24 protein-coding genes are annotated in these 24,954 nt (G+C 68.5%); 11 read left to right on the top strand and 13 right to left on the bottom strand.

Features of this window, described 5'->3' with window-relative positions; translation table 11 throughout:
- Window positions 1-86 precede the first annotated feature (86 nt).
- On the top strand, window positions 87-1,172 hold the full coding sequence (locus tag KK7_RS0111780) for a Ca2+-dependent phosphoinositide-specific phospholipase C (protein WP_040598460.1): 1,086 nt from the start codon (window positions 87-89) through the stop codon (window positions 1,170-1,172).
- Here KK7_RS0111780 and KK7_RS0111775 read toward each other — a convergent pair.
- The 3 genes from KK7_RS0111775 to KK7_RS0111765 are packed head-to-tail and all read right to left on the bottom strand — an operon-like array spanning window position 1,153 to window position 4,438.
- The gene (locus KK7_RS0111775) at window positions 1,153-2,424 is read right to left on the bottom strand and encodes a mechanosensitive ion channel family protein (protein ID WP_010544851.1); all 1,272 of its coding nucleotides are present in this window, start codon (window positions 2,422-2,424) and stop codon (window positions 1,153-1,155) included. The genes KK7_RS0111780 and KK7_RS0111775 overlap by 20 nt on opposite strands.
- A complete protein-coding gene (metC, locus tag KK7_RS0111770; RefSeq protein WP_010544850.1) occupies window positions 2,421-3,611 on the bottom strand; it encodes a cystathionine beta-lyase in 1,191 nt (396 codons plus the stop codon). Before metC ends, KK7_RS0111775 begins: the two co-directional genes overlap by 4 nt.
- A complete protein-coding gene (locus KK7_RS0111765) occupies window positions 3,608-4,438 on the bottom strand; it encodes a sulfurtransferase (RefSeq protein ID WP_010544849.1) in 831 nt (276 codons plus the stop codon). The genes metC and KK7_RS0111765 overlap by 4 nt, the downstream gene beginning before the upstream one ends.
- A gap of 54 nt (window positions 4,439-4,492) precedes the next feature.
- Here KK7_RS0111765 and queF point away from each other — a divergent pair, with 54 nt between their 5' ends.
- The 3 genes from queF to KK7_RS0111750 all read left to right on the top strand — a co-directional run bounded on the left by queF (window position 4,493) and on the right by KK7_RS0111750 (window position 8,688).
- A complete protein-coding gene (gene queF / locus KK7_RS0111760) occupies window positions 4,493-4,939 on the top strand; it encodes a preQ(1) synthase (protein ID WP_029623206.1) in 447 nt (148 codons plus the stop codon).
- A 140-nt stretch (window positions 4,940-5,079) separates the two neighbouring features.
- Window positions 5,080-7,350: a glycosyltransferase family 4 protein gene (locus KK7_RS0111755; protein ID WP_010544847.1), complete on the top strand. Its 2,271-nt coding sequence runs from the start codon at window positions 5,080-5,082 to the stop codon at window positions 7,348-7,350.
- A 51-nt stretch (window positions 7,351-7,401) separates the two neighbouring features.
- The gene (locus KK7_RS0111750) at window positions 7,402-8,688 is read left to right on the top strand and encodes a glycoside hydrolase family 130 protein (RefSeq protein WP_010544846.1); all 1,287 of its coding nucleotides are present in this window, start codon (window positions 7,402-7,404) and stop codon (window positions 8,686-8,688) included.
- Window positions 8,689-8,730: 42 nt separating this feature from the next.
- On the opposite strand, the gene KK7_RS0111745 is transcribed toward KK7_RS0111750, so the two are convergent.
- The 3 genes from KK7_RS0111745 to KK7_RS0111730 all read right to left on the bottom strand — a co-directional run bounded on the left by KK7_RS0111745 (window position 8,731) and on the right by KK7_RS0111730 (window position 12,691).
- Window positions 8,731-9,828: an ATP phosphoribosyltransferase regulatory subunit gene (locus KK7_RS0111745; RefSeq protein ID WP_010544845.1), complete on the bottom strand. Its 1,098-nt coding sequence runs from the start codon at window positions 9,826-9,828 to the stop codon at window positions 8,731-8,733.
- 20 nt (window positions 9,829-9,848) lie between these two features.
- Entirely contained in the window at window positions 9,849-11,426 is a 1,578-nt protein-coding gene (serA, locus tag KK7_RS0111740; RefSeq protein ID WP_010544844.1) for a phosphoglycerate dehydrogenase, read from the bottom strand.
- Window positions 11,427-11,533: 107 nt separating this feature from the next.
- The gene (locus KK7_RS0111730) at window positions 11,534-12,691 is read right to left on the bottom strand and encodes a phosphoserine transaminase (protein ID WP_010544843.1); all 1,158 of its coding nucleotides are present in this window, start codon (window positions 12,689-12,691) and stop codon (window positions 11,534-11,536) included.
- 166 nt (window positions 12,692-12,857) lie between these two features.
- Between KK7_RS0111730 and KK7_RS0111725 the strand changes: the two genes are divergently transcribed.
- Window positions 12,858-13,397: a hypothetical protein gene (locus KK7_RS0111725; RefSeq protein ID WP_010544842.1), complete on the top strand. Its 540-nt coding sequence runs from the start codon at window positions 12,858-12,860 to the stop codon at window positions 13,395-13,397.
- A gap of 4 nt (window positions 13,398-13,401) precedes the next feature.
- Here the strand turns inward: KK7_RS0111725 and recF are convergent, their stop codons facing one another.
- A complete protein-coding gene (gene recF, locus KK7_RS0111720; protein ID WP_010544841.1) occupies window positions 13,402-14,469 on the bottom strand; it encodes a DNA replication/repair protein RecF in 1,068 nt (355 codons plus the stop codon).
- Between the two features lie 75 nt (window positions 14,470-14,544).
- On the opposite strand from recF, the gene KK7_RS0111715 reads away from it, so the two are divergent.
- Window positions 14,545-15,348 (top strand): hypothetical protein, encoded by an 804-nt coding sequence (locus KK7_RS0111715; protein ID WP_010544840.1) that lies wholly within the window; start codon window positions 14,545-14,547, stop codon window positions 15,346-15,348.
- Between the two features lie 66 nt (window positions 15,349-15,414).
- Here the strand turns inward: KK7_RS0111715 and KK7_RS0111710 are convergent, their stop codons facing one another.
- The 3 genes from KK7_RS0111710 to KK7_RS0111700 form a co-directional block, all read right to left on the bottom strand.
- Window positions 15,415-16,167 carry a Coq4 family protein gene (locus tag KK7_RS0111710; protein WP_010544839.1) on the bottom strand — a complete coding sequence of 251 codons (753 nt, stop codon included), beginning with the start codon at window positions 16,165-16,167 and terminating at the stop codon, window positions 15,415-15,417.
- Between the two features lie 289 nt (window positions 16,168-16,456).
- Entirely contained in the window at window positions 16,457-17,569 is a 1,113-nt protein-coding gene (gene dnaN, locus KK7_RS0111705) for a DNA polymerase III subunit beta (protein WP_010544838.1), read from the bottom strand.
- Window positions 17,570-17,717: 148 nt separating this feature from the next.
- Window positions 17,718-18,338: an outer membrane protein gene (locus KK7_RS0111700; RefSeq protein WP_010544837.1), complete on the bottom strand. Its 621-nt coding sequence runs from the start codon at window positions 18,336-18,338 to the stop codon at window positions 17,718-17,720.
- Window positions 18,339-18,601: 263 nt separating this feature from the next.
- On the opposite strand from KK7_RS0111700, the gene KK7_RS0111695 reads away from it, so the two are divergent.
- Complete coding sequence (locus KK7_RS0111695; RefSeq protein WP_010544836.1) at window positions 18,602-19,249, top strand: histidine phosphatase family protein; 648 nt, start codon at window positions 18,602-18,604, stop codon at window positions 19,247-19,249.
- On the top strand, window positions 19,246-19,710 hold the full coding sequence (locus KK7_RS0111690; RefSeq protein ID WP_010544835.1) for a hypothetical protein: 465 nt from the start codon (window positions 19,246-19,248) through the stop codon (window positions 19,708-19,710). Before KK7_RS0111695 ends, KK7_RS0111690 begins: the two co-directional genes overlap by 4 nt.
- A 3-nt stretch (window positions 19,711-19,713) precedes the next feature.
- On the opposite strand, the gene nudC is transcribed toward KK7_RS0111690, so the two are convergent.
- The 3 genes from nudC to KK7_RS0111675 are packed head-to-tail and all read right to left on the bottom strand — an operon-like array spanning window position 19,714 to window position 22,897.
- A complete protein-coding gene (gene nudC, locus KK7_RS0111685; RefSeq protein ID WP_010544834.1) occupies window positions 19,714-20,583 on the bottom strand; it encodes an NAD(+) diphosphatase in 870 nt (289 codons plus the stop codon).
- Entirely contained in the window at window positions 20,580-21,857 is a 1,278-nt protein-coding gene (locus KK7_RS0111680; protein ID WP_010544833.1) for a serine hydrolase domain-containing protein, read from the bottom strand. Before KK7_RS0111680 ends, nudC begins: the two co-directional genes overlap by 4 nt.
- A complete protein-coding gene (locus KK7_RS0111675; protein WP_010544832.1) occupies window positions 21,854-22,897 on the bottom strand; it encodes an A/G-specific adenine glycosylase in 1,044 nt (347 codons plus the stop codon). Before KK7_RS0111675 ends, KK7_RS0111680 begins: the two co-directional genes overlap by 4 nt.
- A gap of 28 nt (window positions 22,898-22,925) precedes the next feature.
- Between KK7_RS0111675 and KK7_RS0111670 the strand changes: the two genes are divergently transcribed.
- Genes KK7_RS0111670 through KK7_RS0111660 form a run of 3 tightly spaced genes read left to right on the top strand, consistent with a single transcriptional unit; the run spans window position 22,926 to window position 24,951 of the window.
- A complete protein-coding gene (locus KK7_RS0111670) occupies window positions 22,926-23,462 on the top strand; it encodes a DUF721 domain-containing protein (RefSeq protein ID WP_010544831.1) in 537 nt (178 codons plus the stop codon).
- Between the two features lie 2 nt (window positions 23,463-23,464).
- The gene (locus tag KK7_RS0111665; RefSeq protein ID WP_010544830.1) at window positions 23,465-24,160 is read left to right on the top strand and encodes a DsbA family protein; all 696 of its coding nucleotides are present in this window, start codon (window positions 23,465-23,467) and stop codon (window positions 24,158-24,160) included.
- Between the two features lie 23 nt (window positions 24,161-24,183).
- On the top strand, window positions 24,184-24,951 hold the full coding sequence (locus KK7_RS0111660) for a thioredoxin domain-containing protein (RefSeq protein ID WP_010544829.1): 768 nt from the start codon (window positions 24,184-24,186) through the stop codon (window positions 24,949-24,951).
- Window positions 24,952-24,954: the final 3 nt, after the last annotated feature.

Here is a 24,954-nt window from a genome sequence, read left to right as displayed (position 1 = left end):
CCGCCGTTTTTGCGTGTCCCTGTCATCGTTCCGGAACGAAAACCCGTCACAGGCACCGCCTCGGGTTTTCTTCGGAAGGAATGACGATGCGCAAGGGGTTGATGGTCGGGGCGGCGGCGCTGTTGATGGCGATGGCGCCGGGCGGCGCCACGCCGGATGCCGACAGGAGCCTCGACTCGCTGCGGCTCGACCAGCTGCGTTTGCTCGGCTCGCACAACAGCTATCGCCCCTATCCGTTGCCCCAGGTCGAGGCCCGCATCCGCGCGCTCGCGCCGAAGGAGTGGGACGGCCTTGCCTATGGCCATCCGCCGCTGGAGAGCCAGCTGGCCCTCGGGCTGCGCCAGCTCGAGATCGACGTGGCACCCGATCCGCAGGGGGGCGCCTATGCCGCGCCCTATGCCGACGGCCCCGCCGAGATCCGGGCGGAGATGGCCGCGCCCGGCGCCAAGACGATCCACGTGCCGGGTTTCGACTGGCAGACGCATTGCCGCACCTTCCGCGCCTGCATGATGATCTTCCGCCGCTGGTCCGATGCGCATCCGGGGCATCTGCCGGTGATGCTGCTGGTCAATGCCAGCGACGTGCGGCCGATCCCGGGGCTGCGCACCACCGACCTCGGCTTCGATGCGGCCGCGCTCGACGCGCTCGACGCCGATATCGCGGCAACGATCGGCCGCGATCGGGTGATCGCGCCGGACGACGTCCGGGGATCGCTTTCGACGCTGCGCGACGCGGTGCTCGCGCATCGCTGGCCGACGGTGGGCGCGTCGCGCGGCAAGTTCCTGCTCGTGCTCGACACGTCGGAGGCGAACGAGGAACGCTATCGCGCCGGCCATGCCAGCCTGAAGGGCCGCATGATGTTCGGCTGGTACCCCGAGGACGCGCCCGAGGCGGCCTTTTTCAACATGCAGAGCCCGACCAAGGATGCGGGCCTGATCACCCGCCGCGTGAAGGCGGGGTTCATGGTCCGCACCCGCGCCGATTCGGAGACGCTGGAGGCGCGCAAGCATGACCGCAGCCGGCTCGACGCGGCGATCGCCTCGGGCGCGCAGTTCATCAGCACCGATTATTACGAAGGCGCGCCCGATCCGCGAGGGCTGAACTTCACCGTGTCGCTCGGCAAGAGCAGCGTGGTGTGCAACGGCGTGACGGCTAGCTGCCCGAAGCGCTGATCCGCACGTCGCGGCGCGGGGCGGGCACGGTGATCCCGTGCTCGCCGAACAGCTTCCACAGCCGGTTGAGCACGTCGCTCCGCACATTGCCGATGCCGCTCTCCGGATCGCTGATCCACACCAGTATCTCGTGCGCCGCGCCGTTCTCGCCCAGCGCGGTCAGCCACACATTGGGGGCGGGCGTGTCGAGCACGCGCGGGCTTTCGGTCGCCGCGCGCAGCATCAGCGCCTGCGCCAGTTCCAGGTCGCAGCCATAGGCGACCGTCACCGCGATCCGGACCCGCACGTTGCGATCGGTGTAGGACCAGTTCTCGACCTCCTGGGTCATCAGATTCTCGTTGGGAATCAGATGCTCCTTGCCGTCGCGGGTGATCACCGAGACGGCGCGCACGCCGATCTTGTTCACCCAGCCGAAGCTGTCCCCCACGACGATCACGTCGCCCGGCTTGATCGAACGGTCCATCAGCAGGATGATGCCGGCGATCAGATTGCCGACGGTCTTTTGCATGCCGAAGCCGATCGCCAGTCCGAACGCCCCCGAAAACACCGCAAAGGTGGTCAGATCGATGCCCAGCAGGTCGATGCCGACGAAGAACGCCACCGCCAGGATTGCGATACTCGCAAGCTTCTGGCCCAGCAGCCGCTGGGTCGCGTCCAGGCCGTGGGCCCGGCCGATCCACTCCGCCAGCAGCCGATTGGCCAGCCGGACCAGCGCATAGATCAGGATCACCGTCACCGCGACGGTGAGCAGCGACAGCAGCGACAGCCGCCGCGTGCCGATGTCGAACCCGATGCGGGCCAGCAGCGCCTCGATCACGCCCAGCCCGCCCATCGTCTTGCTGAGCAGCGAGGCGAAGGCGATCATGCCCATCGCCCAGGTGACCAGCCGCGGCAGGCCCAGCCCGCGCAGCACCTCCACCACCGCCAGCGCCATCCCCAGTCCCAGCAGGATGCCGAGCAGCAGCGTCGTCGGCGGATGCCAGGGCCAGGCGCTGGTCAGCGGCGACAGCAGCAGCGCGGTGGTGAGATAGCGGGTGATCCGGCACAGCCGCGGCTGGATGCCGTTGGCATGCTCGCCGAGCACCCGATGCCAGAGTCCCGCAAGCTGCGCGCCGACCCGCTGGCCAACCAGTACGCCTACCGCCAGGGCGAGTGCCGCGAGCCCCAGCGCCACCGCCATCTCGCCCAGTTCGGCCGGGGAGGGGATGCGCATCCCCATGCCGGCGAACCGGTCGAGCAGGTTGCGGATCATCCGCGCGCGGCGGCGAAGCGGGCGAGGCCGGCCGCGAGATCGGCGATCAGGTCGTCCGGATCCTCCAGCCCGACATAGAGCCGGATCAGCGGCCCTTCGGCCTGCCAGCGCGAGGCGGTGCGGATACGCTGCGGGTCGGCGGGGATCGCCAGGCTCTCATACCCGCCCCAGCTGAAGCCGATGCCGAAATGGCGCAGGCCGTCGATCAGCGCGGTGCGCGCGGCATCGTCGCCGCCGTTCAACACGAAGGAGAACAGGCCGGCGCACCCCTTGAAGTCGCGGACGAACAGGTCGTGGCCCGGGCAGTCGGGCAGGGCAGGGTGGAGCACACGGGCCACCTCGGGCCGGGTCTTGAGCCACTGGGCGATTTTCAGCCCGCTCGCGCCCGACTGACGCAGGCGTACCTCCATCGTCCGCAGTCCGCGCGATCCCAGATAGGCGTCGTCCGGGCTCGCGCACAGGCCCAGCTGGTAGGTGGTCGTGCGCAGCCGATCATAGGCGCCCGGCGCGGCGGTGACCGATCCCATCATCACGTCGGAATGGCCGACTACATATTTCGAGCAGGACAGGATCGTATAGTCGATGCCCTTCTCGATCGCCGGAAAATAGAGCGGCCCCGCCCAGGTATTGTCGAGCAGCGTCACGATCCCGCGCGCCTTGGCCACCGCGACGATGGCGGGAACGTCCTGCACCTCGAAGGTCAGGCTGCCCGGGCTTTCGAGCAGGATCGCCCTGGTCCGCTCGGTGCAGAGCGCGGCGATGCCGTCGCCGATCAGCGGATCGTAATAGGTGGCGGTGATGCCCAGCCGCTTGAGCATGGTGTTGCCGAAGGCGCGGGTGGGTTCGTAGCTGCTGTCGGGCAGCAGCACCTCGTCGCCCGGCGACAGCACCGCGAGCAGCGCGGTGGTGATCGCCGCCACGCCCGAGGGGTAGAGGAGCGTCGCCTCGGCACCCGGCTCCAGCGCGGTCAGCGCGTCGGCGAGCGACCATTGGGTCGGCGTGCCGCGCCGGCCGTAATAGAGCTTGTGGTGCGTGTCCGCGCTGCCGCGCTCGCGCATTGCGGCGATGTCGTCATAGAGGATGGTCGAGGCGCGCCATACGGGCGGGTTGACGATGCCCTGCGTCCATTCGGGGCGGCGCCCGGCATGGACGACCTTGGTCGCATCCTTGTCGTCATGCTCGCTCATGCGCCGATGGCCTTCGCGGTATCGGGCTGCGCGCCCCATTCGGTCCAGCTGCCGTCGTAGAGCGCGATCTCGTGGCCGAGCAGATGCGCGGCAAAGACGATCACCGATGCGGTGATTCCCGAACCGCAGGTGGCGACCAGCGGCCGGTTGAGGTCGAGCCCGGCAGCGTCGAACACCGCCTGGATGCCTTCGGGGGACTTCCAGTGGCCGTCGCTTTCGAAGAAGCGGCCATAGGGAATGTTCTTGGCGCCCGGCATGTGCCCGGCGGCGCATTCGGGACGCGGATCGGGCTCCTCGCCGGTGAAGCGCGCGGCCGAGCGGGCGTCGACGATCTGCTCGGTGGTGGTGCGCATCTCGTCGAGCGTGCGGATCTGCGCGGCGGGTTCGCCAGCGGTGAAGACCGAGGCGGCGGCGAGATGCGGTCCGGTCTGCACCGGCCGCCCCTCGGCGCGCCAATGGCCCATAGTGCCGTCGAGGATGGCGGCCTGCACCCCGAACATCCGCAGGACCCACCAGGCGCGGCAGGCGGTGTGGTGCGGGCTGTTGTCGTACAGGACGATGCGGGTGCCGGCGGTTACTCCCAGCTGCGCCATGCGGTCCTCGAACACAGCCCGCGTGGGCAGCATCGAAGGCAGCGGGTTTGCGGCATCGACCAGCGTGTCGAGATCGAGCAGCCGCGCGCCAGGGATATGTCCCGCCTCGAACTCCGCGCGCGGGTCCTGTCTGGCTGCGCCCGGGATGGTGGAGGTGTAGGTCGCGTCGAGGACCAGCAGGTCGTCGGCGCCGAGCATGCCGGCCAGCGCTTCGGTGGTGATCAATCCGTCCATGCGGGTAGGTCCTAGCCCTATGGAAACCGCACCGCAAACGCCTACATGGCCCGCATGGACGCCAAGCATCTCGGTAAGCAATCCGCCCTGCCCGCCACCCCGGAGGAAGCGGAACTCGACTATGTTCCCAACCCGCGGCCGGGCCTGCGCTATCTGGTGCGGTTCGCCGCGCCCGAATTCACCTCGCTCTGCCCGATCACCGGCGCGCCCGATTTCGCGCATCTGGTGATCGACTATGTGCCGGGGGAACGGATCGTCGAATCCAAGTCGCTCAAGCTGTTCCTGGGCAGCTTCCGCAACCACGGCGCGTTCCACGAGGATTGCACCGTCGGCATCGGCGAGCGGCTGTTCCGCGAGATGCAGCCGGTGTGGCTGCGGATCGGCGGCTATTGGTACCCGCGCGGCGGCATCCCGATCGATGTGTTCTGGCAGTCCGGCAAGCCGCCCGAGGATGTGTGGATCCCCGAGCAAGGGGTTCCCAGCTATCGCGGGCGGGGCTGAACACCCCATGTACAGCACCGCCGACCGCAAGTAGATTGTGCGGTGCAATAGAGTCGCAACTTATATCAAGAACAGGAGTTAAGCAGGACGAACAGCGCAGTTTTGCGCCTCGTCCATCACGCAACAGCGAAAGGTCCGCCATGGCACGGTCTCCGATTCATCCGAGGATCCGGCATCTTGCCCTGATCGGCAACTTCCTGCCGCGCAAATGCGGGATCGCCACCTTTACTACCGATACCTATACGGCGTTCGCCGAGCGCTATCCGGGTATCCAGGTCGACGTCTACGCGATGGACGATCTTCCCGGGCATTACGCCTATCCGCCCCAGGTGACGGGCAGCATCGCGCAGAATGACCGCAGCGCCTATCTGGATACCGCCCGCAAGATCGAGGCGAGTGGTGCGGAGGCGCTGTGGATTCAGCACGAATATGGCATTTTCGGCGGTGCAGCCGGCGAGTTGCTGCTCGCGCTCACCGACCGCGTCTCGATCCCGGTCATCGTCACGCTCCACACCGTCCTCGAGCGCCCGAGCTCCGATGAGCGTCGGGTGATGGAGGCGCTGATCCGTCGCGCGTCCACGCTGATCGTGATGGCCGAGAAGGGTCGCGAAATACTGAAGCGCGTCCACGGCGTGGACGGCAGCAAGATCAAGGTCATCCCGCACGGTGTGCCCGACCGGGCCTTCGCCGACACCGCCGCGTTCAAGCCGAGGTTCGGCTGGGAAGGTCGCGATGTGGTGCTGACCTTCGGCCTGCTCGCGCCCAACAAGGGGATCGAGACGATGATCGAGGCAATGACCTCGGTCGTCGCCGAGCATCCGAACGCACTCTATGTGCTACTTGGCGCGACCCATCCCAATCTGGTCGCCCATGAAGGGGAGGCCTATCGGGACAGGCTGCTGGCCCAAGTTCAGGCGGCCGGCCTGGATCACAACGTGCAGTTCGTAAATCGCTTTGTCGAGCAGAGCGACCTGCTCGACTATTTGCAGGCGGCCGACCTGTACGTTACGCCGTATCTCAACCCCGCGCAGATAACATCGGGCACGCTTTCCTACGCGGTAAGCATGGGGAAGCCGGTTATCTCGACACCCTATATCCACGCGACGGAAATTCTTGCGGATGCACATGGAGTGATCGTCGATTTCGCCGACAGCGCCGGTTTCGCTCGTGAGATCAATCGCCTGCTCGGTGACGCCGATGCGCGGAGTGCTCTGGCGGATCGCGCCTATACCCGCGGGCGCACGATGCTGTGGGCCCGCCTTGCCGAGCGTGCGGTCGCACAGATCGACGCCATTCTCGACGAGAAGCCGCGCCGCATCACCCGGTCGTCAAACGAGCTGCCGCCGCTCAGCCCGGTACTGACCGCGGTGGAACGGATGAGCGATTCGACCGGTATGCTCCAGCATTCGATCTATTCGGTGCCCGATCGCCGCCACGGCTATTGCATCGACGACAATGCCCGCGCGCTGATCCTGATGAGCAAGATCGACGAGGTCGACGAGGCGGTGCGCGACCGCTGGACCGCCATCTATGGCGGCTTCGTCCAGCATGCGTGGAATCCGGACAAGCGCAAGTTCCGCAACTTCATGAACTTCGACCGTAGCTGGTGTGAGGACGAGGGTTCGGAAGATTCGAACGGCCGCGCGGTGTGGGCGCTGGGCGTCACCGCGCGCGATGCCCGCGCGCAGAAGCATCGGGACTGGGCGTCGGTGCTGTTCGACGAGACGGCCTCGATCGCCTTTGACCTGGGGAGCCCGCGTGCGCACGCCTTTGCGATGCTCGGCGCCGCCGCGATGGCGGAGGCCCATCCGGGCCATGCCTTGTCGCGCGAGATCCTGACGCGCTTCGGCAACGAGCTGGTCGCGCTGCTCGAACGCACGCGCCGCCCGGCTTGGAGCTGGTTCGAGATCGTGCTGGCCTATGACAATGCCCGCCTGCCGGAGGCGCTGCTGCGCGCCGGCCGCGCGCTTGGCCGTCGCGACTTTATCGACACGGGGCTGGAGACGCTCGCCTGGATCGTCCAGCGCCAGACGTCCCCCGAGGGGCGCTTCCGCGCGGTGGGCACCGAAAGCTTCGGTCGCGAATATGCCGAGCCTCTTCCGTTCGACCAGCAGCCGCTGGAGGCGCAGGCGACGATCGATGCCTGTCTCGCCGCGCACGATGTCACCGGCGACCGGCGCTGGGCCGACGAGGCGATGCGTGCCTATCGCTGGTATCTTGGGGCGAACGATCTCGACACGCCGCTGGCAAGCGTGGCCGACGGCGGCTGTTTCGACGGCCTGATGCCGACCGGGCTCAACCGCAATCAGGGCGCCGAGTCGATTCTCGCACTCCAGCTGGCGAATTGCGCGATCTCTGCTCTTTCAAAGGGCAATAAAAGCGTGGCAGGACCGGAACTCGCCGTCGCCTGAAGCGATACGGGGGACGGCGCCGTAACGAGCGCGTTCCCCGGGGGTTGCTGAATGCCGGAACTGTTTCATCATAGCCTTCGGCTTCGCGCCGATCCGTCGCGCGTCGTCGTGCGCCCGTTCCATGTCGCCTGGGCCTCCACCAATGGCGGGGCGCCCAGCCGCACGGAGCGGATCGTCAGCGAGGTGCTTGCGCTCTCGCCCGCCCAGGCGCGGGCGGAGCTTGAGCTCGTCCTCAAGGACTTCGAAGCGCGCCACTGGCAGACGCGTCGCGTGTTCATGACTCGCTATGACGAGATCGAGGCGATGCTCGGCCTCGACGGCGCGGCGATCGGTGACGAGAAGCGCCAGCTGCTTGGTGCCTATTTCTGCCACGAATACAGCTATGCCGCCGCCGCCCTGATGAATCCCAGCGCGGTGCCGCATTACGACCAGACCGGCATGCCGCCGGGCAGCATGCGCATCCTGATGTCGCTGCGCGCGGTGGGCGAAGGGCATATCTCCTCGGTTGCGTTCCGCGAAGGCATCATCACCGACGGCAGCGGGCTGACGCTCGCCCCCGAGCCGCCCTTCGCCACCGCCGCCGACGCGCGCGAGCCGGACGAGCGCGCGATGGAAGGGCCGGTGCGGATTTACCGCCACCGCGATTCCACATTGTCCGGCACGGTGATCTTCCCGATCACCCGCGCCCAGTCGAACGGGCTGGAGGATCTGCGGATCTGCCACTTCACCCATGACGATGGCACGGTCGAATGGATCGGCACCTACACCGCCTATAACGGCTCCGCGATCCAGTCCGAGCTGCTGCGCACGCGCGACTGGCGGGGTATCGATCTCGTGCCGATGACCGGCAGCGCCGCACGCAACAAGGGCATGGCGCTGTTCCCGCGCAAGGTCGGCGGCAAGTACATGATGCTCGGCCGACAGGACGGCGAGAACATCTTCCTGCATACCTCGGACGACATCACCCATTGGGAAGGCGGCGACCTGATCATCAAGCCGCGCTTCCCCTGGGAGCTGGTGCAGATGGGCAATTGCGGCCCGCCGATCGAGACCGACGATGGCTGGCTGGTGCTCACCCACGGCGTCGGCGCGATGCGCAAATATTCGATCGGCGCGGCGCTGCTCGACAAGAACGATCCCTCCAAGGTGCTCGCCCGCTCGCGCGCGCCGCTGCTGGCCGCCGCCGATCAGGACCGCGAAGGCTATGTGCCCAACGTCGTCTATACCTGCGGCGCGATCCGCCACGGCGACAGCCTGTTCATCCCGTACGGTGTGGCGGACAGCTCGGTCGCGTTCGCCTTCGCGCCGATCCAGGCGCTGATCGATCAGATGGAGTGAACCGTCACGCCGTCGCCCCGCGGTCGGGGCGACGGCTGCGGTTCAACGCGCGATCGGCACCCCGTCGCGCAGTTCGTGGCTGCACAGCTGCGCCTCGGGCGTATCCTCCGCCTCCAGCGCGGTGACCGTCACCCAGCCCTGCGCGCGCAGGGCGGCGCCGGTTGCCGCATCGGTGCCGAACGGCAGGAACAGCCGGCGCCGCGCATCGCCCCCCATGCCGGCATCGAGAATGGGGTCCGCATAGAGCGAGAAGCCGACCGCCGGCTCCTCGCGGCCGCCATCGTGCACCACCGTATAGGTGCCGCCGCGGCCGATCTCGCCGCGCACGCCGCGCGTGAAGATCGAGAAGCCGAGCCAGGTCTGATATTCGAAGCCATGGCGCTCGGTGGGATCGAGCGTCAGCACAACGCCGGCGGGGATGCTCGCGGCGATGGTGGCGAGGCCGTCGATGCGGCTGGCCAGCGCCGTCCCGGCATCGGTCGCGCGCAGCTTGGCCATCGCGCTGTCGAACGGGCCGGCAGCCTCGATCAGCGGCAGATACTTGGGATCGATCGCGGCGACGCCGCCGGCGTCCTTGGCATCCAGCCGCTCGCGCAGCGCGGTGAGCTTCTCCTGCGGCAGCGTACCGCCGGCGAGGGTGTCGACCAAGTCGGGCAAGGTGAAATCGATTGCGAGGCCTTCGACGCCCGCTGATTGCAGCGCCTCGATCGCGACGCGGACGATCTCCATCGCCGCCGCCACACTGTCGCGGCCGATCAGCTCGCAGCCGATCTGGCGCATCGCCCGGCGCGGATCGAGCGCGGGCGCCTTCAGCTTGAGCACCTGGCCCGCATAGCAGAGCCGTACCGGCCGCGGATGGTGACCCATGCGCGTCGCCGCGATGCGGCCGACCTGCGCGGTCAGGTCCGGCCGGATGGCGAGGCTGCGCTGCGACACCGGATCGACGAAGCGCACCGCATCGCGCACCGCGCCGGTCTTGAGCCGCGTCGCCAGTTCGTCGGCGAACTCGGCGAGCGGCGGATCGACCTGTTCATAGCCATAGAGCCGGGCAAGCCCCAGCACGCGCGTTTCGAGCCGCGCCGCGGCATCGGCGGCGGGCGGCAGTCGATCGTGAAACCCTTCGGGGAGGAGACCAGTCATGGCCGCCTCCCCTAATGGCTTCAGAAGCCGAGCGCCATGGCGGTCTTCACGCCCGGCAGCGCGCGGACCTTGCCGAGCAGCGCGTCGTCCACCGCCTCGTCGACCGAGAGCAGCAGCACCGCCTCGCCGCCGGCCGAGCGGCGGCCGAGGTGGAAGGTGCCGATGTTGACGCCCGCCTCGCCCAGCGTCGTGCCCAGGCGGCCGATGAAGCCCGGCGCGTCCTCGTTGACGATGTAGAGCATCGGGCCGACCAGATCGGCCTCGACCTTGATGCCGAACAGCTCGACCAGGCGCGGGGCGGCGTTGCTGAACAGCGTACCCGCCACCGAGCGCGCGCCCGATTCGGTGCCGACGGTCACGCGCACCAGCGTGTGATAGTCGCCCTCGCGGTCATGGCGCACTTCGCGCACGTCGAGCCCGCGCTCCTTGGCGAGGAACGGCGCGTTGACCATGTTCACCGTGTCCGAATGGACGCGCATCAGCCCGGCGAGCACCGCGCTGGTGATCGGTTTCTGGTTGAGCTCGGCGGCCGCACCCTCGACCTCGATCGCGATGCTGTTGAGCTCGCCATGCGCCAGTTGCCCGACCAGGCCGCCCAGCTTCTCGGCCAGCGCCATATAGGGCTTGAGCCGCGGCGCCTCCTCGGCCGAGAGGCTCGGCACGTTGAGCGCGTTGGTCACGCCGCCGGTGACGAGATAGTCGGCGAGTTGCTCGGCGACCTGGATCGCCACGTTGACCTGCGCTTCGGTGGTCGAGGCGCCGAGGTGCGGCGTCGCGACGAAGTTCGGCGTGCCGAACAGCGGATGCTCCTTGGCGGGCTCCACCGCGAACACGTCGAGCGCGGCGCCGGCGATATGGCCGCTCTCCAGCCCTTCCTTCAGCGCCGCCTCGTCGATCAGGCCGCCGCGCGCGCAGTTGATGATCCGCACGCCCTTCTTGGTCTTGGCGAGATTCTCGCGGCTCAGGATGTTGCGGGTCTGGTCGGTCAGCGGCGTGTGCAGCGTGATGAAGTCGGCGCGCAGCAGCAGGTCGTCGAGCGACATCTTCTCGACGCCCATTTCCAGCGCACGCTCGGGCGTGAGGAACGGGTCATAGGCGATCACGCGCATGCGCAGGCCAATGGCGCGGTCCGCGACGATCGAGCCGATATTGCCCGCGCCGATCAGGCCCAGCGTCTTGCCGGTCAGCTCGACGCCCATGAAGCGGTTCTTCTCCCACTTGCCGGCCTGGGTCGAGGCATCGGCCTCGGGCAGCTGGCGGGCGAGCGCGAACATCAGCGCGATGGCGTGCTCGGCGGTGGTGATCGAGTTGCCGAAGGGCGTGTTCATCACCACCACGCCCTTGGCCGAGGCGGCGGGGATGTCGACATTGTCGACGCCGATGCCGGCGCGGCCGATCACCTTCAGGTTCGGCGCATGCTCGAGAATGTCCTTGGTGACCTTGGTCGAGCTGCGGATGGCGAGGCCGTCATAGTTGCCGATGATCGCCTTGAGCTCGTCCGGGGTCTTGCCGGTAATCTCGTCCACTTCCAGCCCACGCTCGCGGAAGATCTGCGCGGCCTTGGGGTCCATCTTGTCGGAAATCAGTACCTTGGGCATGGAATGCTCCTGTGCACGGCGGTACTCCTGCGAAAGCAGGAGCCCAGAGTTTCTGAGGGAATCGCGTATGGGCCTGGGCTCCTGCTTTCGCAGGAGCATGGCAGGGATCAGCCCGCCTTGGCGGTGGCGTAGGCCCAGTCGAGCCAGGGGCCGAGCGCCTCGATATCGGCGGTGTCGACGGTCGCGCCGCACCAGATGCGCAGGCCTGCCGGCGCATCGCGATAGCCGGCCACGTCATAGGCCGCGCCTTCCTTTTCGAGCAGGCCGGCGAACTTCTTGATGAAGTCGGCATCGGCACCCTCGACGGTGAGGCAGACGCTGGTGCGCGAGCGGATCGCCGGATCCTCGGCGAGGTGGCCGAGCCAGTCGCGTTCGGCGACGATCTTGTCGAGCGCGGCGGCATTGGCGTCCGAACGGGCGATCAGCCCCTCGGCGCCGCCCAGGCCCTTGCCCCATTCGAGCGCGAAGATCGCGTCTTCCACCGCCAGCATCGACGGCGTGTTGATCGTCTCGCCCTTGAACACGCCCTCGGCGAGCTTGCCCTTGGAAACGAGGCGGAACACCTTCGGCAGCGGCCAGGCGGGGGTATAGGTTTCGAGCCGCTCGACCGCGCGGGGGCCGAGGATCAGCACGCCGTGCGCGCCTTCGCCGCCCAGCACCTTCTGCCAGGAGAAGGTGGCGACGTCGATCTTGTCCCAGGGCAGGTCGTAGGCGAACACCGCCGAGGTCGCGTCGGCGAAGCTCAGGCCCTCGCGGTCGGCGGCGATCCAGTCGCCGTTCGGCACGCGCGCGCCGGAGGTGGTGCCGTTCCAGGTGAACAGCACGTCGTTCGACCAGTCGACCGCGGTCAGATCGGGGATCTGGCCATAGTCGGCGCGCAGCACGGTGGGATCGAGCTTGAGCTGCTTGACCGCATCGGTGACCCAACCCTCACCGAAGCTTTCCCAGGCGAGCGTGGTGACGGGGCGGGCGCCCAGCATCGTCCACATCGCCATTTCGAACGCGCCGGTATCCGAACCCGGCACGATGCCGATACGGTGGGTGTCCGGCAGGCGGAGCAGTTCGCGCATCAGGTCGATGCAGTATTGGAGGCGGGTCTTGCCCAGCTTCGAGCGGTGCGAGCGGCCGAGCGACTGACAAGCGAGCTTATCGGGCGACCAGCCCGGGGGCTTGGCGCAGGGACCAGAGGAAAAATAGGGACGCGCCGGTTTGGTGGCGGGCTTCGCAGGCGCAAGAGTGGCGTCGGCGGCAGTCAAATCAGTCATGTAGACTCTCCTCACAGAGAGCACGCGCGGCGTTGGGACCGCGTGGCCCGTCGACGGCCCTAGCGGCGGGCGCACAAAAGTCAATTCGGCACATCGTTTCGATGGAACAATGTTGCGGTTCCGCGCCTTTCCCGCGCAGCTTTGAAGATTCACCGGGAGATTGAAGATGCGGACGATCATGGCGGCCGGCCTGGCCGCGATCCTGTTGGCGTCGCCGGCCATGGCACAGCAGCAGAAACAGAGCGTCGGCGACGGCGCACAGGCGCCGCTGCGCGACCTGCGGATAAACGAAAAGAAGATTCCGGATGTGCTGCTGCTCGCGGCCTCCGCACCCTATTCGTCGCAGGGAACCAAGAGCTGTGCGCAGATCCGTGCCGGCATCGCCCAGCTGAACGGCGTGCTCGGCACCGATGCCGATGCGCCCGGCGCGCAGGGGGGCAATGGCGGCGCGATCGCGGCGGCCGGCAGCCGGGCGATCGTCGGCGCGCTGATCCCCGGCTTCGGGCTGGTGCGGATGGTGACGGGCGCCGACAAGCAGGAGAAGCGGGTGACCGCGGCGCTCTATGGCGGCACGATTCGCCGCGCCTATCTGAAGGGACTGGGCGTCTCCAAGGGCTGCCGCCCGCCGGCCGCGCCCACCGCTGCGGCCCGCGCCGCGGTCCCGAAGTTGCCGGTCGAGGACAAGAAGGAAGACCGCAAGGATTGAGGCGTCATTCGGGTTCCACCCGGCCTTCCGCCACCCGGTAGCGGGTGGCGGCGGCGGGGACGGCCTCGAACAGCGCGGGCTCGGTACCGGTCATCCAGACCTGGCCGCGCCCCGCCAGCCGATCGAACAGCGCCGCGCGCCGACCGGGATCGAGGTGCGCGGCAACCTCGTCCAGCAACAGGATCGGCGGGCTGCCGACCCGGTCCGCCACCAGTTCGGCATGGGCGAGGACGATGCCGAGCAGCAGCGCCTTCTGCTCGCCGGTGGAGCAGAGATGCGCCGGCTGTCCCTTGTCGAGATGGGTCACCGCCAGATCCGCGCGGTGCGGGCCGGTGAGGGTCCGGCCCGCGGCGGCGTCGCGGCGACGGCCCTCGCGCAGCAGCCCGGCGAGGGTAGACGCGTCGCCCTGCCATCCTTCCAGCACCAGCCGGGCGCGGGCGAAGGGGCCCGCCGGCTGATCGGCGAGCCGCGCGCCCAGCGCCGCCACCGCATCCCGCCGGGCGGCATCGATCGCAGCGCCATGCTCGGCCATGCGGGCTTCGAGCGCATCGAGCCAGGCGGGGTCGGGCGGCGTCTCACCGGCGAGCAGGCGGTTGCGCTCGCGCATCGCCGCCTCGTAGCGCGTCGCCTCCTGCGCATGGCGGGGGTCGAGCCCGAGGGTCAGCCGGTCGAGGAAGCGGCGGCGCTCGCCGGGCGCCTCGAGGAACAGCCGGTCCATCGCCGGCGTAAGCCACAGCACCACCAGCCACTGCGCCAGGCTGGTCGCCGCGGCGGTGGCGCCGTTGACGCGGACGATCCGCCGCTCGGGCGCATCGGCCCGGGTGCCGGTGCCGATCTCGGCATGGTCCAGCGTCGCGGCGATGCCGAACCCGCCGGGGCCACCCTGCCGGGCCATCTCCCCCAGCGGTGCGCCGCGCAGGCCCCGGCCGGGGGCGAGCAGCGATACCGCTTCGAGGATGTTGGTCTTGCCCGCGCCGTTCTCGCCGCTAAGCACCACGAAGTCGGCACCCGGCGTCAGCAAGGCATCGGCGTGATTGCGAAAGTCGGTGAGCAGGAGACGCTTGACGGCCATGAATGCGGCTGTAGCGCAGCACCTTGCCCACGAACACCGCTTGGCAGATAGATCGTGGCGAAGGGATAGAAACTGATGATCCGCAAGACTCTTACGATTGCCACGCTCGCGCTGGTCGCGGCCTGCTCCAAGGCGCCCGAGGACGTGACCGCGCAATATGCCGCTGCCGGCGGTCGCGGTACGCTCACCATCAAGGCGGCCGCCAATGGCGACGCCAAGCTGGAAGCCGGCCCGCAGACGCTGATCCACAAGGGTGGCACCGATTACGTCGTCATCACCGACGGCAACGAGAAGTTCGCGGCGAGCTTCGCCGACTTCGTCGCGGCGACGCAGGACATCGCCAAGGAAAAGGGCATGAAGCCCCAGCCGCTGCCGCAGGACCCCGAATATGAGGCGGTGCAGGTCGGCGAGGAGAAGGTCGGCGACCAGAAGGGCACGATCTGGAGCGTGCAGCCCAAGGGCAATCCGCAGGGCGATTCGATCCGCATCGTCGTCAGCGACGATTCGCGCCTGAAGAACGTCGCCACCGCGATCGGCATGCAGACCCGCCTGAGCGCGGCGCGCATGGCCACCATGTTCACCAGCGTGCCCAAGGCCGAGAAGACGCTGGAAGACGTGATCGCCAAGGGCGCGGTGCTGCGCCTGGGCGAGGCGCTGACCCTGCAGAGCGTGAAGCCCGGCGCGATCCCCGCCGCCGAGTTCGCGCTGCCCAAGGTGCTCGACCGTGCGGCGCTCCGCCAGCGGATCATGGAGCAGGCCAACAAGGCGCTCGACGCCGCCAAGGCTGCCGGCGACAAGGCCGGTGCTGCGCCCGCGGAGGGCACGACCCCGGCGCCGGCGCCCGCTCCGGCACCGGAAGCGAGCCCGGCCGCAAAGTAACCGGCGATCGAACGAAGAAGGGCGCCGCGGCTTCGGCCGGGCGCCCTTTTTCTTTGCGGTGGCGGCTTAGAGCGCGCCGATCCCCGCCGCTGCGAGCCTTGCCTGGGCGACCTTGTAGCGCTTCGGCTCCGCAATGCCGAGACGGGCGCGGGCGGCGTCCAGCGGCTCCTCCAGCAGCTTCTCATAATCCTCGCCGTGCAGCCAGCGGGCGCGCTTGCCGTGGCGATAGCCTTCGAGGATCGCCTTCACGCAATCGAAACGCCCGGTGGTGCGTATGCTTTTCAGCGCCCCGCCCAGCGCGATGAAGCCCCAGCCGAGGCCGCCGGTCTGCGCATAGGAAAAGGCGACGAGGCACAGCTCGCCGAGATGCTCGTCCGCCTGATAGCCGGTGAGCACGTGCCACAGATCGTGGATGTCGCGTTCGCGCCGGCCCATCCAGGCATAGGGATGTTCGACCTCGATCCCCTGGAATCCGCCCTCGACCATGCTGACCTGGACAAGCCCGTCCGCGGAATAGCCGGTGGAGTCGAGAAAGTCCCGATAGGCCGCCCCCAGCGTGCCGGGGGCGAAGCTGTCGATCCAGTTGCGATCGGTGAGACGCTGCGACAGCTCCAGCCGGCGATAGGCGAGGCGGCCGCCGCCGGGCACGGACAGCAGCTTGGCGTAGTTGCGCTGGCTGACGTCGCCGTTCAGCGCGCGCATGATCTTGAAGACCTGTTCGGTATCGTCGCCATTGGCGAGCAATCGGCGGAGCGCGGCGAAGGCGACCCCCCATTCCCGCTTGAGCGGGACGCCGGGGTTGATCGGCGCCGAGTTCATAGGCGGTTGCGGTGCCTGAGTCGCCATGCGTTCGATCCGTGTAACTGACACGGTTGTTAATAGCATCCTCGGGCGGACAATTCAACGCGCGCCCGCATTCGCCTGAGGCGGGCGACGAACCCAGGGAGATCCGCCGCCCGACCCAAGTCCCGTAAGGGCGACCCTCGGGGCTTGGTGCCGGTATGGCGGCTCCGCCTCGCGCGGCAAAGCCGTGGAAAGCGCGGGGGCGCCCGGAAAGCGGCCATCAACCATCTGAAGCCGCTGTTTATAAAGGAATATCCGAAGCGGGTCAGACCCGCATCGGCATCAGTACGTAAAGCGCCGGCGAGGTGTCGTTCTCGCGGATCAGCGTCGGCGCCGCGGCATCGGCCAGGTGCACCTCGACGAGATCGCCTTCGATCTGGCCGAGAATGTCCATCAGATACCGGCTGTTGAAGCCGATCTCGAAGCCCATCGCGGCATATTCGCCAGGCACTTCTTCCGCCGCCACGCCGTTCTCGGGGCTGGTGACCGAGAGCACGACCTTGTCGCGCTCCAGCGTCATCTTCACCGCACGGGTCTTCTCGGTCGCGATGGTCGAGACGCGATCCACGCCCTGCATCAGGCTCTTCGGATCGAGCTTGAGCAGCTTGTCGTTCGCGGTCGGGATGACGCGGCTGTAATCTGGGAAGGTGCCGTCGATCAGCTTGGAGGTGAGGATCGCCTGGCCCAGGTCGAAGCGGATCTTCGAGGGCGAGAGCGAGACGCCCACCGACCCGTCGACCTCGTCGAGCAGCTTGCGCAGCTCCGCCACGCACTTGCGCGGCACGATCACGCCCGGCATCGCATCGGCGCCGTCCGGGCACGGCACGGTGACGCGCGCCAGCCGGTGGCCGTCGGTCGCCGCCGCGCGCAGCAGGCGGTTGGCATCGTCGGTCACGTGGAAGAAGATGCCGTTGAGGTAGTAGCGCGTCTCCTCGGTGGAGATCGCGAAGCGGGTCTTGTCGATGATCTGCTTCAGCGTTTCGGCCGGCAGCTCGAACGTGGTCGGCAGCTCGCCTTCGGCGATCATCGGGAAATCGTCGCGCGGCAGCGTGCCGAGCTGGAAGCGGGCGCGACCGGCGACCACGGTCAGCTTGCCCTCGGCCGCGGTGAGCACCACCTGCGAGCCCTCGGGCAGCTTGCGGACGATGTCGAACAGCGTGTGCGCCGAGACGGTGATCGCGCCGACCTGGTCGACCGCGGCGGGGATCGTCTCGTCGATCTGCAGATCTAGATCGGTCGCCATCAGCCGGATCGTGCCGCCCAGCTGCGCATCGATCAGCACGTTGGACAGGATCGGAATCGTGTTGCGCCGCTCGACCACGGACTGGACGTGGCTCAGGCCCCTCAACAGAGTTGCGCGTTCGATCGTCGCCTTCATGTACCTCAAACCCCCGGGCCGTCGCCCTGCTTTCTACCCGGCGCGACCCGGCCGGTGACAATGCGCCATGCGGTACCCTTAACGCGAAAAAGGGCCGGAGCAAGCTGCCCCGGCCCTCTTTTCCACAGTCCAACCGCCTTTTCGGCGATCAGAACCGGACGCCGACGCCGGTGATGATCTGGTGGCGCTCCGGATCGACGCCGCCCGCCTGCGAGCCATAGTTGGAATAGCGATATTCCGCCTTGGCGAAGACCTTGTCGGTCAGCTTGAACTCGGCGCCGGCACCCAGGCGCCAGCCGTCGTAGTTGTCGCGCTGGCGGAGGGACACCGCTGGCGTGGTTGCGGGCGAATCATAGTCGGTGATGAACTGGGCGTTGGTGTAGCCGGCCTTGGCATAAATCAGCGTGCGGGGCCCCGCGACGAAGCCCAGTCGACCGCCGACATAGAGGTCGCGGCCCGCCTTCACGCGCAGTCGGTCGCCGGCGTTGAGCACGTTGCTGGTGCGGTCGCTGATGCTGGAGCCGGTCACTTCGCCCTCGACGCCGAACACGGTGCTGCCGCGCTGGATGTCGTAGCCGATGTTGCCGCCATAGGTGACGCCGTCGCGCGACGCGTCATAGGAGGACTTGTCGTTCACCCGGTCCCAGCCGGTGATCACTTCGACGTGCGAGCCGGCAAAGGTCTGGTCGGGCGCCTGGCTCTGCGCCAGCGCCGGCGCCGCCAGGGCGGACGACGCGATCAGGGTGGCGATGAAAAGCTTGGTACGCATGAATCTACTCCTCACTGAAACCGCACCAACAGGATGCGGCCTGACTGCAGCCGAAGGCGTGGCCGCCTCGGCTGTTCGCGGCATTCGGGATGGGGGCCTTGCCGATATCGGTCGGCCGATGCGACGCGCTTTCCTCCTCGTTCCCGCTCCGCCTGCTCTTCGAGCGAAACGACCGATGCACCCCCGCCGCTGACGCTCGGATGAACGAATCTGGGCCAAAATGGGACATTGCGTTTCAGGCGGTTTCGCGGGACAGCCCTGCAATGGCCCATGTACGACAAGGCCGCGATTTCATCGCGCGGCACGGCGAAACGGTGTTCAACATTGCCCGGCGGATGCAGGGCGATCACCCGCACACCCCGCTCACCCGCGCCGGATTCGCGCAGGCCGATGCAATGGGCGCGGCGCTGCGCCGGCTGCTCGGGCCCAGGCCGAAGCTCACCCTCTGGTCGTCCAGCGCCGGCCGCGCGCTGCAGACGCTGGCGATCGTCGCCGAGCATCTCGAGCTCGACTGGCACCAGGTGCGCACCGATGACCGGCTGGTCGAGATCGGCATGGGCAGCTGGAGCGGGCGTTACTATGCCGATCTGGAGCAGGAAGTGGGCAGCTTCCTCGATGCCGAGCACGGCCTTTACACCCGCCCGCCGGAAGGCGGCGAATGGTATGACGCTATCGCGGCGCGCGTGTCGGGCTGGCTGGCCGACACGAACGACGATCCGGGCGATCGTCTGGTGATCATGCACGGCATGTCGAGCCGGATCCTGCGCGGCGTGATGACCGGCCGCGACGTGCTGCCGCAGTTCGACGCGGCGGTGGCGCCGGATCTTCCGCAAGGCTCGATCGTGAAGATCGAGGGCGGGGTGGAGAGCGTCGTCCACCTCGGCACCGGGCGGGGCGCGGCGCCGGCATGATCGCGGTACTGGCGCTGGCCGTGCTGGCGGGCCAGCAGCCGGCGCGCGCGACGATCGGCATCTTCGAGCGCTGGGGCGCCTTCCGCGATTCGGCGCCGACGCGTTGCTTCGCGGTGGCGCGGCCTGCCGACAAGGCACGGCGCGGCGAAGCGTTCGTCAGCGTGGCGAGCTGGCCCGGGCGCGGCGTGCGCCACCAGCTCTACGTGCGCCTCAGCCGTGCGCGGGCCGATCATGCGCGGGTGATGCTTGTCGCGGGCGAGCGGCGCTTCGAACTCACCGCCAGCCGCCGCGACGCCTGGGCGCCCGACGCCCGCACCGATGCCGCGATCGTCGCGGCGATGCGCGACGGCCGGGCGCTGAGCGTGGAGAGCGTCGATACCGGCGGGGTGCCCTTTGTCGACGCCTATCCGCTGCAGGGCGCGGCCACCGCGATCGATGCGGCGACGCTGGCCTGTCTGTAGGCGCTACGCCCCCTCTGCCCAGGCCTTCAGCAGCGTGTACGCGATCGCATAGGCGGGCGGGGCCAGGAACGGCGCGGCGGGATCGCGGTCCAGCGCCAGCTGCACCTGCGCGCGGTCGAACCAGCCGGCATGTTCCAGTTCATGCGCGTCGATCGCGATTTCCTCGTCCAGTGCCTCGCCGATGCAGGCGATCATCAGTTGCGACGGGAAGGGCCAGGGCTGGCTGGCGACATAGCGCACCGCGCCGACGCGCACGCCCGATTCCTCCAGCGTTTCGCGGCGCACCGCATCCTCGACGCTCTCGCCCACCTCCAGGAACCCGGCCAGCGCCGAATAGCGATGCGGCGGCCAGCTCGGCTGGCGGCCGAGCAGCACCCGGTCGCCGCGCTCGGCCAGCATGATCACCACGGGGTCGACGCGCGGATAATGCTCGGTGCCGCAATTGGGGCACAGCCGTCCCCAGCCGGCGCGGAAGATGTCGCTCGGCGTGCCGCAGCGGGCGCAGAAACCGTGCCGCGCGTGCCAGTCGATCAGGCTGCGCGCCGCCGCATAGTGGGCGGCGTCCTCTGCCCGGAAGGCATCCAGGATCGCCGAAAGCTCGGGCGGACGACCCGGCGGCAGCGGGGTGCCGGGCGCCAGCGTCTGCACGAAGCGCGGCTCGCCGTCGAGGAAGCCGAGGAACAGCAAGGGCTGGGTCGCGGCATCGAGCCCCGTCCAGACCAGGCGCCCCTCGCCGTCGAGCTGCGGCACCAGCCCGTCCAGTACCAGCAGCCGCGCGCGCGGATCGGCCAGCGCTGCCGCCAGCAGTTCCGGCTCGTGGCGGACGCGATCGTCGCGGTCGAGCGTGCCGCCGGTGAAGCCGGGGGTGATCACTTGGCGAGATCGGCGTAGATGGCGGCGCGCACCGGCACCTTCAGGTTCAGTTCGCCGAGCAGGATGTTGACCATCATCGTCGCGCGCACCTGGTTCTTCGGATCCACCCAGGCGAAGGTGCCGGCGGCGCCCGACCAGCCATAGGTGCCCTTGGCAGCGCCACCCGGCTGGTCGGCGAGGAACACCGATCCGCCCGCGCCGAAGCCCATCGGCACGCCGGTATCGCGCGCCATCACCGCGAGCAGCGTCTTGTCGACGCCCGGCGGCAGCAGGTCCGACATGGCGAGCGCCGCCGTCTCCGGCTTGAGAATGCGCACGCCGTCCAGCGTGCCGCCATTCTGCAGCATGTGCAGGAAGCGGTCATAGTCGCGGGCCGACATGGCGAGCCCGGCCCCGCCATAGGGGAAGCTCGGCTTCTTCAGATAGACCGAGGTCGCGCCCGGATCGATCGGCAGGCGGTTGCCGCCCACCATCATATATTCGTCGGCCAGGCGGCCCGCTTCGCCGGCCGGCACCGTCCAGTAGCTGGAGGTCATCTTGAGGGGGCCGAGGATGCGGGTGTTGACGAAGCTGTCGAACGGCATCCCGCTCGCCACCTCGATTACTCGGCCGAGCACGTCGAGCCCGATCGAGTAGCTGAACTTGGCACCCGGCTCGGCGATCAGCGGCAGCGTCGCGGTGCGGTTGGCGAATTCCTCCAGCGTCGCCGGGCGGGCGGGTCGCGCGGTAGCCTCGAACGAATCGCTCACCTGCGCCGGGTTGATGCCCAGCCGGTTATATTCGTTGAGCAGCGGGCCCTTGGTGACGACGTTGTAGCCGAGCCCGGCGGTGTGCGTCAGCAGGTGGCGAACGGTGATCGCCTTGGTCGCCGGGCGGCTGGTCAGGTCCTTGGCGGGATCGACCAGCACCTTCATCGTCTTGAAGGCGGGGATGAAGTCGCTGATCGGCTGGTCGAGCTTCAGCTTGCCTTCCTCGATCAGGATCATCGCGGCGATGCCGGTGATCGGCTTGGTCATCGAATAGACCCGCCACAGCGTGTCGGCATTCACCTTGGGCGCGGTGGCGGCGTCGGCCATGCGGCCCTCGCTCACCACCGTCATCGGCGCCTGCCCCTTGGCATAGGTGACGACGATGCCGGGCACCTTGCCCGAGGCGACCGTCTGGCGGGCGAAGGTCTCGACCTGGCTGGGCGCAGGCGCGGTCTGGGCCTGCACCGACGGCGCCTGGAGCAGCAGGGTTGCCCCGATGAGTCCGAACATTCGCTTCGCCGTCATCGCAGTCTCCGTATCGCTTTGGCCGCCTTGGCGAAAACGGTGGGCAGGCCCGCCGACTCGATGTCGGCGACCGGCCACCACTCGCCCGGGGGTGCGCTTGCATGGCGAGGGATTGTTGCAGTCGCAAGCGCCACGTCCAGCTCGAAATGGGTGAATCCGTGGCGGACGGTTTGGTTCAGCATCCGCCAGTCGGCAGCCATCGGCGCTTCCGCCATGCCGGGCGGCGTGTCCGCCCAGGGGCCGGTGGGCAGCGCGCGCATGCCGCCGAGCAGCCCCTTGTCGGGCCGGCGGACGAGCAGCACCGCATCGTCCCGCTCCAGCCAGAACATCGTGCCGTGGCGCTGCGGCTTGGGGGCCTTCTTCGCCTTGACCGGGTAGGTCTCGGGATTGCCTTCCGCCCGCGCCGTGCATCCGAATGCGACCGGGCAGAGCAGGCACTTCGGCGCGCGGACGGTGCAGATGCCGCTGCCCAGGTCCATCATCGCCTGGGCGAAATCACCGGCCCGGCGCTCGGGGGTGATCGTATCGGTCAACCGCCGGATCGCCGGGCGCGATCCCGGCAGCGGGTCGGCGAGCGCGAACAGTCGCGACACCACCCGCTCGACATTGGCATCTACCACCACCGCGCGCCGTCCGAAGGCGATCGCGGCGATCGCCGCGGCGGTATAGTCGCCGATGCCGGGAAGTGCACGCAATCCCGCCTCGGTGTCGGGCAGATTACCCAACCGCGCGACCTCGCGAGCGCAGGCGAGCATGTTGCGGGCGCGGGCATAGTAGCCGAGGCCGGCCCAGGCGGCCATCACGTCGGCATCCTCGGCCGCCGCCATCGCCGCGAAGCTCGGCCAGCGCGACGTGAATTTCTCGAAGTACGGGATCACCGTGGCGACCTGGGTCTGTTGCAGCATCACCTCGGAAAGCCACACCGTGTACGGATCGTTCGCCGTGGCTCCGGGCGGCGCGCGCCAGGGCAGGTGGCGGGCATGCACGTCGTACCAGGCGAGAAGCGCGGCGGCGATCGATTCAGGAGCGTTGTCGGGCACGCCCCGCCTATGGCATGGGGGAGCCACAATGACGAAGCCCCCCCGCACGACGACCCGCCAGCCGCGCCCCGTGCCGCAACGCTCGAACCGCGTGCGCGCCGTGTCCGAGCTGCTGCCGGACGTGGGCGGCGCCGCGTTCCGCAAGTTCGGCTTCGTCCAGCATTCGGTGGTCAGCCGCTGGGCGGAGATCGTCGGCGAGCGCTATGCCCGCGTATCCGCGCCCGAATCGATTCGCTTCCCCCGCGGCAAGCGCGAGGACGGGGTGCTGGCGCTCACCGTCTCGGGCGCCTTCGCGCCGATGATGCAGCACATCGCGCCGGAGATCATCGAGCGGGTCAACCGCTTCTTCGGCTACCCCGCCGTTGCCAAGCTGGCGATCCGCCACGGCGACCTGCGTGCGCCCAAGGCCAAGCCGGCCCCGCCGCCCAGCCTCAAGCCGCTTTCCGAAGCGATGGGGCAGAGCCTGCGCGGCATCGCCGATCCCGAGCTGCGCGCGGTGCTCGAATCGCTTGCCGCAGGGGTCGCGGCAAAGGATGAAACCGCGATGTTCGGCCGGATCGATTGAGAATGATGCAGCGACGTTTCACCCTGATGCTGGCACTGGTGCCGATCTTCGCGCTGGGCGCCGCCCCGGCCCCCCAGCCCAACTGGCTGACCACCGTCGTGGCGACCCCTGAAGGCGGCTATCGTCAGGGCAATCCGAACGCGCCGATCAAGCTGATCGAATATGGCTCGCGCACCTGCCCGACCTGCTACCAGTTCGCCGAGACCGGCATGAAGCCGCTGCGCGACCAGTATATCGCCACCGGCAAGGTCAGCTACGAATATCGCGACTATCTGGTGCACGGTGCGCCCGACCTGTCGCTGGCCCTGCTGAACCAGTGCGTCGGCACGGCCCGCTTCTTCCCGGTGCTGGATGCGATCTACGCCAATCAGCCCAAGTTCGAGGAACGGCTGATCGCGCTCGGCAAGCAGGAGGCCAAGCTGAAGGCGTGGCAGAAGCTGCCGCCGGCCAAGGTTGCGACCAACTTCGCCGATGCGCTGGGCATGATCGCCTTCCTGAAGACGCAGGGCCTGCCCGAGGCAAAGGCGCGCCAGTGCCTCGCCGATCCCAAGGCGATCGCCCGCATCGCGAAGACCTATGCCGATGGTGCCAAGCTGCATGGCGTGAACGGCACGCCCAGCTTCTTCGTCAACGGCCGCCGGGTCAGCGCCATCAGCTGGCCCTATCTCGAATCCGAACTGCGCGCCGCCGGCGCCTGACCCTTTCGCAACCGGAGACTCCCATGCGTTTCGCCCTCGCGCTTCTTCCCATCCTGGCGCTGGCCGCCTGCAACGGCGGCGACAAGGCCGCCGGCGGCAGCGGTAACGGCAGCGCCGCCGTCCAGGCCTCGGCCCCGGTCGCGGGCGCGGCGGCGCCGGCCGGCAAGCAATGGGCCGATGTGGTCGAGAAGACCAAGGACAACGGCTTCCGCCAGGGCAATCCGGACGCGCCGATCAAGCTGGTCGAATATGGCTCGCGCATGTGCCCGTTCTGCGCGCAGTTCGGCACCACCGGCGTCGGCCCCTTGCGCGAAAAGTACATCGCGACCGGCAAGGTCAGCTATGAATATCGTGACTTCCTGATCCACGGCGCGCCCGATCTCGCGCTCGCGCTGCTCAACCAGTGCGTGCCGGCCGACGCCTTCTTCCCGACGCTGGACCAGATCTATGCCGGCCAGGAAGAATTCGAGAAGAAGATCATGGCGCTCCAGCAGACCAACCCGCAGGTGCTCGACCAGATCCAGCAGATGCCGCCGCCCCAGGCAGCCGCCGGCTTCGCCCAGGCGCTGGGTATGGTCGATTTCATGAAGCAGCGCGGTCTGCCCGAGGCGCAGGCCAAGGCGTGTCTGGCCGACCAGAAGCAGATCGAGACGATCGCCAAGGTCAATGCCGACGGCGCCAATGTGTACGGCGTGAACTCGACGCCGACCTTCTTCATCAACGGCCAGAAGACCGACGTGAACGACTGGGCCGGCCTGGAGCCGCTGCTCCAGAAGGCCGGCGCACGCTGATCG

This window comes from Sphingomonas elodea ATCC 31461, from assembly GCF_000226955.1.
Classification (GTDB): Bacteria; Pseudomonadota; Alphaproteobacteria; order Sphingomonadales; family Sphingomonadaceae; genus Sphingomonas; species Sphingomonas elodea.
This window is presented reverse-complemented; position numbering and strand designations above follow the sequence as displayed.

What these genes read in the sequence shown, in the direction of transcription:
- KK7_RS0111780 (WP_040598460.1), top strand. Translation starts at nt 87, where the DNA reads ATGCGCAAGGGGTTGATGGTCGGGGCGGCGGCGCTGTTGATGGCGATG.
- KK7_RS0111775 (WP_010544851.1), bottom strand. Translation starts at nt 2,424, where the DNA reads ATGATCCGCAACCTGCTCGACCGGTTCGCCGGCATGGGGATGCGCATC.
- metC (WP_010544850.1), bottom strand. Translation starts at nt 3,611, where the DNA reads ATGAGCGAGCATGACGACAAGGATGCGACCAAGGTCGTCCATGCCGGG.
- KK7_RS0111765 (WP_010544849.1), bottom strand. Translation starts at nt 4,438, where the DNA reads ATGGACGGATTGATCACCACCGAAGCGCTGGCCGGCATGCTCGGCGCC.
- queF (WP_029623206.1), top strand. Translation starts at nt 4,493, where the DNA reads ATGGACGCCAAGCATCTCGGTAAGCAATCCGCCCTGCCCGCCACCCCG.
- KK7_RS0111755 (WP_010544847.1), top strand. Translation starts at nt 5,080, where the DNA reads ATGGCACGGTCTCCGATTCATCCGAGGATCCGGCATCTTGCCCTGATC.
- KK7_RS0111750 (WP_010544846.1), top strand. Translation starts at nt 7,402, where the DNA reads ATGCCGGAACTGTTTCATCATAGCCTTCGGCTTCGCGCCGATCCGTCG.
- KK7_RS0111745 (WP_010544845.1), bottom strand. Translation starts at nt 9,828, where the DNA reads ATGACTGGTCTCCTCCCCGAAGGGTTTCACGATCGACTGCCGCCCGCC.
- serA (WP_010544844.1), bottom strand. Translation starts at nt 11,426, where the DNA reads ATGCCCAAGGTACTGATTTCCGACAAGATGGACCCCAAGGCCGCGCAG.
- KK7_RS0111730 (WP_010544843.1), bottom strand. Translation starts at nt 12,691, where the DNA reads ATGACTGATTTGACTGCCGCCGACGCCACTCTTGCGCCTGCGAAGCCC.
- KK7_RS0111725 (WP_010544842.1), top strand. Translation starts at nt 12,858, where the DNA reads ATGCGGACGATCATGGCGGCCGGCCTGGCCGCGATCCTGTTGGCGTCG.
- recF (WP_010544841.1), bottom strand. Translation starts at nt 14,469, where the DNA reads ATGGCCGTCAAGCGTCTCCTGCTCACCGACTTTCGCAATCACGCCGAT.
- KK7_RS0111715 (WP_010544840.1), top strand. Translation starts at nt 14,545, where the DNA reads ATGATCCGCAAGACTCTTACGATTGCCACGCTCGCGCTGGTCGCGGCC.
- KK7_RS0111710 (WP_010544839.1), bottom strand. Translation starts at nt 16,167, where the DNA reads ATGAACTCGGCGCCGATCAACCCCGGCGTCCCGCTCAAGCGGGAATGG.
- dnaN (WP_010544838.1), bottom strand. Translation starts at nt 17,569, where the DNA reads ATGAAGGCGACGATCGAACGCGCAACTCTGTTGAGGGGCCTGAGCCAC.
- KK7_RS0111700 (WP_010544837.1), bottom strand. Translation starts at nt 18,338, where the DNA reads ATGCGTACCAAGCTTTTCATCGCCACCCTGATCGCGTCGTCCGCCCTG.
- KK7_RS0111695 (WP_010544836.1), top strand. Translation starts at nt 18,602, where the DNA reads ATGGCCCATGTACGACAAGGCCGCGATTTCATCGCGCGGCACGGCGAA.
- KK7_RS0111690 (WP_010544835.1), top strand. Translation starts at nt 19,246, where the DNA reads ATGATCGCGGTACTGGCGCTGGCCGTGCTGGCGGGCCAGCAGCCGGCG.
- KK7_RS0111680 (WP_010544833.1), bottom strand. Translation starts at nt 21,857, where the DNA reads ATGACGGCGAAGCGAATGTTCGGACTCATCGGGGCAACCCTGCTGCTC.
- KK7_RS0111670 (WP_010544831.1), top strand. Translation starts at nt 22,926, where the DNA reads ATGACGAAGCCCCCCCGCACGACGACCCGCCAGCCGCGCCCCGTGCCG.
- KK7_RS0111665 (WP_010544830.1), top strand. Translation starts at nt 23,465, where the DNA reads ATGATGCAGCGACGTTTCACCCTGATGCTGGCACTGGTGCCGATCTTC.
- KK7_RS0111660 (WP_010544829.1), top strand. Translation starts at nt 24,184, where the DNA reads ATGCGTTTCGCCCTCGCGCTTCTTCCCATCCTGGCGCTGGCCGCCTGC.